Genomic DNA, 9,239 nt, shown 5'->3' on the forward strand with positions numbered 1-9,239 from the left:
CGGCCAGATCCTCTTCCGCCAATTGCGCGCGCAGCTCCAGCTGGCCGTCCTGGGCCATGCGGAACAGCACGCCCGAGCCGGCGGACACGATCTGGCCGGGCTCGACCTGCCGGGTCAGCACCAGCCCGGCGGCGGGGGCGCGGACGTCGAGCCGGCCGGTGGTGGCGCGCTGCTGCCCGAACTGCGCCTGCGCGACGCGCACGCGCGCGATGGCGGCATCGCGGGTCGCCGTCTTGCTCTCGATATCCGCCTTGGAGACGAAGCCGTTGGCGACGAGCTGCCTGGCGCGATCGAGCTGCGACTGCGCCAGCGTCGCGTCGGCCTGCGCCACCTTGATCTGCGCCGCCAGGCTGTCGGCGGTCTGCACCTGCACGGAGCGGTCAACGGTGGCGAGCACCTGGCCCGCCCGTACCCAGGTGCCGGGCTCGACCAGGACCTGCGTGACGCGGCCGCCCTCGCCGGCGACGCCGACCGGGAGTTCGCGGCGCGCGGCGAGGGTGCCGTTGGCGTCGATCGCGCGATCGACCAGCTGGCGGCCGGGCGCGATCACGGTGACGCTGGGGGCCTGCGGCGCGCCCTTGGGCGCCTCCAGGTGATGCTTGCGGCCGAACAGCGTGAACATGAGGCCCAGCACGGCGATCACCGCGACGATCAGCGCGATCCGACGCGCGCGTCCGCCGTGCTGCGCCGGCGCGGGCAGCGCGAGGCGGTCGGCCGTGCCATGGCGATCCGAACCGTAATTCATGTGCGCAGTTCCAAACTCCAGGCGCTCGCGACCGCTGCTGTATTACATGACTAAAGCACTGGGCTCAAGTCCCGTGCTTCGGGTGAATGATGTCATGCATTGGTGGTGGGCCGGCGCGCAACCCCGCGCGCGCCGTGCAGCGGGCGTTGGGCGGGCGGACGGCACGCGGGCGTGGCCGAAACGTCACAAAAGGACCAGCGATGGGCGCGCTCGTCGGGTCCGCCCTGCTCGTGCCCACCACCGTGTTCGCGCATGTCCATCGCGGGGCAGACCCGACGCGGAGACGGAGCACTCGCCGGCAATCTATAACTGGACGACGATGGCCAAGGCCGAGACGCGGATCACGGCCGGTGAGCAGGCTACGGCCGTGACGATCACCGTCCGCTTCCTGTTGAACTTACAAAGGGCCCGCGCCGTCGCCGGCGCGGGCCCTCCCATTCCCCTAATTCCTAGCGGACGCGGCCGCGACGGATCAGGTTGACGATCGCGAGCAGGATGATCGCGCCGACCAACGAGCCCACGAAGGAATAGATGTTGAGCCCATTCTGGTGGAAGCTCTGCCCGAACAGCCAGCCGGCGATGCCGGCGCCGACGATGCCGATGATGATGTTGAGAAAGATGCTCTCGCGATCACGCATGATGATGCCGGCAAGCCAGCCGACGATGCCGCCGATGATGATCCAGCCAATCAGACCCGTACCCATACCCATGTTCAGCCCTCCAACGCGACCCGGCTGCGATATCCGGATGTGTGGGGACGAAGACTCGCGAGCGACGGCGCTGGTTCCGTTGGCGCATTGATAACCTGCGTCAGTATTTCTGTTGCCGCTCGTACAGCGTGCGATAGTGTTGGATGCGGGTCACGCGCAGCCCGGGCATGCCGGAACGGTCGATCGCGCGCTGCCAGCCGGCGAACTCCTCCACCGTGAGCTTGTAGCGGTCGCACACCTCGTCGACCGAGAGCAGCCCGCCGTTGACGGCCGCGACCACCTCCGCCTTGCGCCGCACCACCCAACGCGTGGTCTCCGGCGGCGGCAGGGAGTCGATCGTCAGCGCCTCGCCGAGCGGGCCGATCACCTTGGCGGGACGGATCTTCTCTTGTACCATCATGGTTGCAACCCTTTGGAGCGCTGCGGCTCCCGTTTCAGCTGTTGCCGGCAATATCCTGCCGGGTTGAACATCGGCTTCACCCCGATGGTGAACGGCCTGTTCACGTTGCTCGCCATCGGATGACCGCCCGCGCCATGCCGTCGTGAAAGGCGCCGTGTGCGGGGTGGAAGGTCGGCGGGTCGGCCCGGCGCCGCCATCGCGACCGCGCCGCCACGGTCGGGCTCGCCGCCTGCCGCTCCGCCAGCCCGACGAACAGCGCGGCCAGATCGGCGGGCAGCGCGGTGAGCTCGGTCTCGCGGTCGAAGGTGGTGAAGCTCAGGTCCAAGCACGATACTCGACGGGCGACTGGCGGAAGGACGCCATGCGCCGGGTGCCGTGAAGAGCGGGTAAAGCGTGGGGTAGGGCTTTGGTGACCTTGATTACCGGTGGGGAGCAGGGCGCAGTAGCGGGGCTCCCCCGGCTGCCTGCTCCCTGCTACCGGCTCCCGCGATGGATCCCGATTTCCAGCTTCCGCCCGGCGCGAACCGGATCGTCGTCGCCATGTCCGGCGGCGTCGACTCCTCCGTGGTCGCGGCGCTCGCGACGGGCACGGGCGCGGAGGTGATCGGGGTCACCTTGCAGTTGTACGATCATGGCGAGGCGACGGCGCGGGCGGGGGCGTGCTGCGCGGGGCGCGATATCCGCGACGCGCGCGCGGTGTGCGACCGGCTGGGGATCGCGCATTACGTGCTCGATCACGAGAGCGCGTTCCGCGCGGCCGTAGTGGAGCGGTTCGCGGACGAGTATCTGGCCGGACGCACGCCGATCCCGTGCGTCCAGTGCAACATGGGTCCCAAGTTCACCGATCTGCTGGCGACCGCGCGCGAGCTGGGGGCGGATTGCCTGGCGACCGGCCATTACGTCCGGCGCGTGCCGGGGCCGGCGGGCCCGGAACTGCACCGCGGCGCCGATCCGGCGCGCGACCAGAGCTATTTCCTGTTCGCGACCACGACCGCGCAGCTGGACTATCTCCGCTTCCCCTTGGGCGGCTTGCCCAAGGCGCGGGTGCGCCAGATCGCCGCCGAGCTGGGGCTGGGCGTCGCGGCCAAGCCGGACAGCCAGGACATCTGCTTCGTGCCCGACGGGAACCATGCCGCGCTGGTGACCAGGCTGCGGCCGGCGGCGGGCGAAGCGGGGCCGATCGTCGATTTGGCGGGCCGGCGGCTCGGCGAGCACGCGGGCCTGGCGCATTTCACCGTCGGCCAGCGGCGCGGGATCGGCATCGGCGGGACGGCGGACCCGCTATACGTCGTGCGGCTGGTGCCCGAGCGGCGCGAGGTGGTGGTCGGTCCGCGCGCGGCGCTGGCGGTGAGCGCGGCGCGGCTGTCGGGCATCAACCGGATCGGTGGCGTCGGCGAGGGGCCGATCACCGCCAAAGTTCGCTCGATGGCGCGGCCGGTCCCGGCTCGGCTGCTGGAGGACTGGCTGGTGTTCGACGCGCCGGAATATGGCGTGTCGCCCGGGCAGGCGGCGGTGCTTTACGCGGGCGAGCGGGTGCTGGGCGGCGGCTGGATCGAGAAGACGGAGGCGGCGCTGGTCGCGGCGTAGCTTGGCAATCCCGGGCGGCGCGGAGGACAGCGCCGGTCCTCCCCGGTACGGGAGGAGTTCAGGGGAGCAGGAAGGTGCCTTCGATCACCGTCACGCAGGTGCCGCCGAGCACCACCTGATCGCCCCGCAGCGCGCAGGTGAGGCGGCCACCGCGCGCGCTCGCCTGATAGGCGGTGAACCGGTCGCGGCCGAAGCGTTTGGCCCAGTACGGCACGCTGACCGCGTGGGCGGCGCCGGTGACCGGGTCCTCGTCGATCCCCGCGCCGGCGGCGAAGACGCGCGAGACGATGTCGGTGTCCGTGCCCGGCGCGGTGACGATCGTCAGCAGGTCACCCTGTGCGCGCAGTGCCGCGAAGTCCGGGCGCAGGCCCCGCACCGTCGCCTCGTCCTCGACCACGACGAGGCCGTAGCCCCGGTCATGCCACCGCGTCTCCACCGGGCGGACGCCGAGCGCCGCGACGATCGCGGGCAGCTCCCGCGGTTCGGTCGCCCAGGCGGGCAGCGCCATCGCATAGCCCGCGTCGGCGCGCGCCACCTCCAGCATGCCCGCGTGCCGCGTCCGGAAACGCACGGCGGTCCGGTCGCCGGACGAGGACAGCACCACATGCCCACTCGCCAGCGTCGCGTGGCCGCACAGCTCCACCTCCGTCGTCGGGGTGAACCAGCGCAACTCGTGGTCCGCCTCGCCGGTCGCGTCGGGGATCAGGAAGGCGGTCTCGCTCAGGTTGTTCTCCGCCGCGATCGCCTGCAGCGTCGCGTCGGGGAGCCAGGCGGCGAGCGGCATCACGGCGGCGGGATTGCCGGCAAAGGCGGCGTCGGCGAAGGCGTCGACCTGGGTGAAGGGGATGCGCATGGCGTCGTCTGCTCTCCGTTCGCCCCGAGCGAAGTCGAGGGGCATGTCTCGACCGATGCCTCGACTTCGCTCGGCACGAACGGACGTGTTGCGTTAGCCTTAGCTAAATCCGCTTGCCGAACCAGTGGGGCGTGACGTCGGCCTCGACCAGCGGGTTGTCGGTGTCGACATGGCCCTCCGGGTCGAGGTGGATCAGCACCTCCACCGTCGGGAACACGGCGCGCAGCGCCTCCTCCATGTTCTCGACCAGGTCGTGCGCGGCGCCAACGGTAAGGCGGCCGTCGACCTCCATGTGGAACTGCGCGAAATCGTGCGTGCCGGCGCGGCGCGTGCGGAAGTCGTGGATGCCCTTCAGCCCCGGCTGGCGCGCGGCGACCTCCAGGAACGCGGCGCGCTGATCCTCCGACCATTCCCGGTCCATCAGCTGGTCGATCGCGCTGGTCGACGCGCGCAACGCGCCCCAGGCGAGCCAGGCGGCGATGGCGATGCCGAACAAGGGGTCCGCGCGCGTCCAGCCCAGCCGCTGTTCGAGCAGCAGCGCCACGATCACGGCGCCGCTCAGCACCACGTCCGCCTGATAATGGATATTGTCCGCCAGGATCGCGACGGAGCCGGTGCGCCGGATCACCGAGCGCTGATAGGCGAGCAGCACCAGCGTCGCGCCGATCGACACCAGCGACACGCCCACGCCCAGCCCCGCTTGTTGCGTCGCGATCGTGCCGGTGAGCGCGGCCACCGCGCGCCAGGCGATCGCCACCGCCGACGCGGTGATGAGGCCGACCTGGACCAGCGCCGCGAGCGACTCGGCCTTGCCGTGGCCGAAGCGGTGGTCGTGATCGGCCGGCTCGGCGGCGAGCCGGACGCCGTACAGCGTCACGAGGCTGGCGAGCAGGTCGAGCGCGGTATCGGCGAGGCTGCCCAGCATCGCCACCGAGCCGGTCGCCCAGGCGGCATAGCTCTTGAGCGCGAGCAGCCCGACCGCCATCGCCACGCTGGCCAGCGCGGCGCGGATCGCGAGCGGAAGGAGGCGGCGGCGTTCGTCGAGGGTCACGGGTAGAGCAGCCCTTCGGTCCAGCCGGTGCCGGCGCGGGTGAACCGGCGGCGCTCGTGCAGCCGCGCGGCGCGATCCCGCCAGAACTCGATCGTGTCGGGCGTCACGCGATAGCCGCCCCAGAAGGGCGGGCGCGGCACGTCGCGGCCCTCGAACTCGGCGCGCCTGGCCTCCACCCGCGCCTCGAAGGTCGCGCGCGCGTCGAGCGGGCGCGACTGGTCCGACGCCCAGGCGCCAAGCTGCGAGTCGCGGCCGCGCGAGGCGAAATAGGCGTCCGATTCCGCATCGGTGGCGAGGCTCACCGCGCCCTCGATCCGCACCTGGCGGCGCAGCGACTTCCAGTGGAACATCAGCGCGGCGTGCGGATTGGCCGACAGGTCCTCCGCCTTGCGCCCCTCGCGGTTGGTGTAGAACACGAAGCCGTCGGCCCCATGCCCCTTGAGCAGCACCATGCGCGCCGATGGCCGCCCGCGCGCGTCCGCCGTCGCCAGCGCCATCGCGTTGGGATCGTTGGGCTCGCTGGCCTTCGCCTCGGCGTACCAGGCGTCGAAAAGGGCGACGGGATCGTCCACGCGGGCGCATATAGCGAGGTTCGCCGCCCTTGTCCTCCCCCGGAGCATCGCGCGCGTGGCGGCTGGCGGGACGGCCACGCGCATCCTATGCGTCGCGTCATGGGCGACGAACCGCTGGACGGGCTGGCGCAGCTGCGCGCGATGATGGCGACGGGGCGCGGCGGCGCGCCGATCGTCGAATTGTTCGAGCTGGCGCTGGTCGAGATCGAGGCGGGCCACGCGGTGTTCGAGGGGACGCCCGATCGGCGCTTCTACAACCCGATCGGTTCCGTGCATGGCGGCTATGCGGCGACCCTGCTCGACAGCGCGTGCGGCATCGCCGTGCACAGCCGCCTGTCGCCGGGCCAGGGCTATACGACGCTGGAGCTGAAGGTGGCGTATCATCGCGCGCTGACCGACCGGAGCGGGCGCGTCCGCGCGACGGGGCGGGTGGTCACGCTGGGGCGGCGCGCCGCCTTCGCCGAGGCGACGCTGCACGACGGGGAGGGCCGGCTGTGCGCGTCCGCGACCTCGACGCTGCTCGTCTTCGACCGGCCGGCCGGCGCGGCGCGCGATGCGACGACATCGCGGGGAACGAGTCCGCCGGCCGGGGATTGAATCGCCTCCGCAACGAAGGGACCCGCTCCAATGCCCGCCCGCGCCTATTGGCAAGGCCAGATCCGGCTCGCGCTGGTCTCCATCCCCGTCGAGATCTATTCGGCGACCAAGTCGGGCGCCCAGATCAGCTTCAAGCAGATCCACGAGCCGACCGGCCAGCCGATCCATTACGAGAAGGTCGTGACCGGCGTCGGCCCGATCGACGTCAACGAGATCCGCAAGGGCTATGAGGTCGCCAAGGGCGAGTATGTGCTGCTGGAGCAGGAGGAGATCGACGCGGTCAAGCTCGAGTCCAAGAAGACGCTGGAGCTGACGCAGTTCGTCGACGCGTCCGAGATCGACGTGCTCTATTACGAGAAGCCCTACTTCGTCGTGCCGGCGGACGACCTGGCCGAGGAGGCGTTCATCGTGTTGCGCGAGGCGCTGCGGCGCGCGAAGAAGGTGGGGCTGGGGCAGCTGGCGCTCAGGGGGCGCGAATATGTGGTGAGCCTCAAGCCGTGCGGGCGCGGCATGGTGCTGGAGACGCTGCGCTATGCGGACGAGGTCAACAAGGCGCAGAGCTATTTCCGCGAGATCCCCGACGCCCAGCCCGATCCCGAGCTGCTCGACCTCGCCGGCGCGCTGATCGACCGCAAGACCGGGGCGTTCGATCCCCAGGAGTTCCACGACCGCTATGTGGACGCGCTGCGCGACCTGGTGGAGCGCAAGCGCGCGGCGCACGGCCAGAAGATCATCGAGGACAAGGACAGCGGCGCCGCGCGCTCGGGGAGCAACGTCGTCGACCTGATGGCGGCGTTGAAGAAGTCGATGGAAGGGCGCGGCGCGGCGAATGACGACGCGGCACCCGCGCCGGCGAAGAAGGCGTCGACCAGGAAGCCGGCCGCCAAGAAGCCGGCCGAGCCGGCACCGGCACCAGCGCCCGCCAAAAAGCCGGCGGCGCGCAAGCGTGCTTAGCGCTTCGGCGACAGGCAATCTCCCGTCACCCCCGCGAAAGCGGGGGCTCGTCTCCTGCGGGCCGGACTCGGGCAAGCCGCAGGAGATGGGTCCCCGCCTACGCGGCGATGACGGGCGGGTGGTCCGCCGTGGCTGAAACAGGTCTCCTCGCGCGCTACAACGCCAAGCGCGACTTCGCGAAGACCGCCGAACCCGCCGGCACGATCGCCACCGGCGGCGGCAACGCCTTCACCGTCCAGAAGCACGACGCGACGCGGCTGCACTGGGACTTCCGGCTGGAGCTGGACGGCGTGCTCAAGAGCTGGGCGGTGACGCGCGGGCCTTCGCTCGATCCGAACGAAAAGCGGCTGGCGGTGCGGACGGAGGATCACCCCCTGTCCTATGCGACGTTCGAGGGGACGATCCCCAAGGGCGAATATGGCGGCGGCACGGTGATGCTGTGGGATCGCGGCACCTGGACGCCGCATCCCGGCAAGGATCCGGTCAGGACGCTGGCGGACGGGCATCTTCATTTCACGCTCGATGGCGAGCGGATGCGCGGGGCGTGGCTGATGATCCGGCTCAAGCCGCGTGGGCGCGAGAAGAACGAGAACTGGCTGCTGCGCAAGCTCGACGACGCCGAGGCCGGGAGCACGGACGTGCTGACCGAGGAGGCGCTGACCAGCGTCGCTACGGGACGGACGATGGCGCAGATCGAGGCGGGGGTGGCGCCCCCGTCGTCCTCCCCGCGCAAGCGGAGACCCAGCTCCCGCGCCGCGGCCAAGGACGACGGCGCGGCCTTGACCATCGCGAACGAGATGGGTCCCCGCCTGCGCGGGGATGACGAGAGGAAGAGGCGAGGATCGAAGAAGAAAGGCACCCCGCCGCCCTTCGCCGAGCCGCAATTGTGCACGCTGGTCGACGCGGTGCCCGCCGGGTCCGGCTGGCTGCACGAGGTGAAATATGACGGGTATCGCGCGCTGATCGCGGTCGGCGGCGGGCGCGCCGTGGTGCACACGCGGACGGGGCTGGACTGGACGGCGAAGTTCGCCGGCGTGGCGGAGGCCGCCGCCGCGCTCCCGGTGACGGACGCGCTGATCGATGGCGAGATCGTCGCGTTCAAGGACGGCCGGCCCGACTTCTCGACGCTCAAGGACGCGATCTCGGCGGGCGGCGCGATGACCTGCCTCGCCTTCGACCTGCTGCGGCTCGACGGCGAGGACCTGACCGCGCTGCCCACCGTCGCGCGCAAGGAGCGGCTGCGCGCCATCATCGGCACCGACGAGCGCCTTCAGTTCGCCGAGCACGTGCTCGGCGCGGGCGAGGCGCTGTTCGGGCGGATGTGCGCCGAGGGGCTGGAGGGCGTCGTCTCCAAGCGCGCCGACGCGCCGTATCGCGCGGGGCGGACCAAGGCGTGGCTCAAGGCCAAGTGCACGCACCGGCAGGAGTTCGTGATCGTCGGCTGGACCGCGTCGGACAAGAGCCGGGGGTTCCGCTCGCTGCTGCTGGGCGTGCACGAGGACGGCACCCTGCGCTACGCGGGCAAGGTCGGCACCGGCTTCGACCAGGCGATGATGGACGATCTGGCGCGGCGCATGGCGAAGCTGGAGCGCAAGACGCCCACCGTCGCGGCGCCGCGCGCGGCGGTGCGCGGCGCGCACTGGATCAGCCCCAAGCTGGTCGCGGAGGTCGCCTATGCCGAGGTGACGCCCGATGGCGTGCTGCGCCACGCGAGCTTCCTGGGGCTGCGCGGGGACAAGGCGGCGGGCGCGGTGGTGGCGGAGGTGCCCG

11 protein-coding genes are annotated in these 9,239 nt (G+C 71.2%); 4 read left to right on the plus strand and 7 right to left on the minus strand.

The genetic code is table 11. The features are described from left to right. The 4 genes from HUU95_RS02720 to HUU95_RS02735 all read right to left on the minus strand — a co-directional run. Window positions 1–745 (minus strand): efflux RND transporter periplasmic adaptor subunit (locus HUU95_RS02720; RefSeq protein WP_174278694.1); only part of this gene is annotated, 745 nt, incomplete at its 3' end. A 449-nt stretch (window positions 746–1,194) separates the two neighbouring features. Further along, a complete protein-coding gene (locus HUU95_RS02725) occupies window positions 1,195–1,455 on the minus strand; it encodes a GlsB/YeaQ/YmgE family stress response membrane protein (protein ID WP_254602580.1) in 261 nt (86 codons plus the stop codon). A 100-nt stretch (window positions 1,456–1,555) separates the two neighbouring features. After that, the gene (gene sciP / locus HUU95_RS02730) at window positions 1,556–1,855 is read right to left on the minus strand and encodes a CtrA inhibitor SciP (RefSeq protein WP_174278695.1); all 300 of its coding nucleotides are present in this window, start codon (window positions 1,853–1,855) and stop codon (window positions 1,556–1,558) included. A gap of 100 nt (window positions 1,856–1,955) precedes the next feature. Further along, window positions 1,956–2,180, minus strand: coding sequence for a hypothetical protein (locus HUU95_RS02735; protein WP_174278696.1), 225 nt, complete (start codon window positions 2,178–2,180; stop codon window positions 1,956–1,958). Between the two features lie 164 nt (window positions 2,181–2,344). Between HUU95_RS02735 and mnmA the strand changes: the two genes are divergently transcribed. Further along, window positions 2,345–3,442, plus strand: coding sequence for a tRNA 2-thiouridine(34) synthase MnmA (gene mnmA, locus HUU95_RS02740; RefSeq protein WP_174278697.1), 1,098 nt, complete (start codon window positions 2,345–2,347; stop codon window positions 3,440–3,442). A 58-nt stretch (window positions 3,443–3,500) separates the two neighbouring features. Here mnmA and HUU95_RS02745 read toward each other — a convergent pair whose 3' ends face one another. The 3 genes from HUU95_RS02745 to pdxH all read right to left on the minus strand — a co-directional run bounded on the left by HUU95_RS02745 (window position 3,501) and on the right by pdxH (window position 5,966). Beyond that, the gene (locus HUU95_RS02745) at window positions 3,501–4,295 is read right to left on the minus strand and encodes a PhzF family phenazine biosynthesis protein (RefSeq protein ID WP_174278698.1); all 795 of its coding nucleotides are present in this window, start codon (window positions 4,293–4,295) and stop codon (window positions 3,501–3,503) included. A 103-nt stretch (window positions 4,296–4,398) separates the two neighbouring features. After that, complete coding sequence (locus tag HUU95_RS02750; protein ID WP_174278699.1) at window positions 4,399–5,346, minus strand: cation diffusion facilitator family transporter; 948 nt, start codon at window positions 5,344–5,346, stop codon at window positions 4,399–4,401. Then, window positions 5,343–5,966, minus strand: coding sequence for a pyridoxamine 5'-phosphate oxidase (gene pdxH, locus HUU95_RS02755; protein WP_174278703.1), 624 nt, complete (start codon window positions 5,964–5,966; stop codon window positions 5,343–5,345). The genes HUU95_RS02750 and pdxH overlap by 4 nt, the downstream gene beginning before the upstream one ends. Window positions 5,967–6,017: 51 nt before the next feature. On the opposite strand from pdxH, the gene HUU95_RS02760 reads away from it, so the two are divergent. From HUU95_RS02760 to ligD, 3 genes are all read left to right on the plus strand, one after another. Further along, complete coding sequence (locus HUU95_RS02760; protein WP_217429737.1) at window positions 6,018–6,515, plus strand: PaaI family thioesterase; 498 nt, start codon at window positions 6,018–6,020, stop codon at window positions 6,513–6,515. A 30-nt stretch (window positions 6,516–6,545) separates the two neighbouring features. Then, window positions 6,546–7,469: a Ku protein gene (locus tag HUU95_RS02765; protein ID WP_174278701.1), complete on the plus strand. Its 924-nt coding sequence runs from the start codon at window positions 6,546–6,548 to the stop codon at window positions 7,467–7,469. Window positions 7,470–7,597: 128 nt separating this feature from the next. After that, a partial coding sequence (gene ligD / locus HUU95_RS02770; protein WP_254602582.1) for a non-homologous end-joining DNA ligase occupies window positions 7,598–9,239 on the plus strand: 1,642 nt, incomplete at its 3' end.

The sequence above is a fragment of the Sphingomonas bacterium genome (assembly GCF_903643065.1).
GTDB lineage: Bacteria > Pseudomonadota > Alphaproteobacteria > Sphingomonadales > Sphingomonadaceae > Sphingomonas.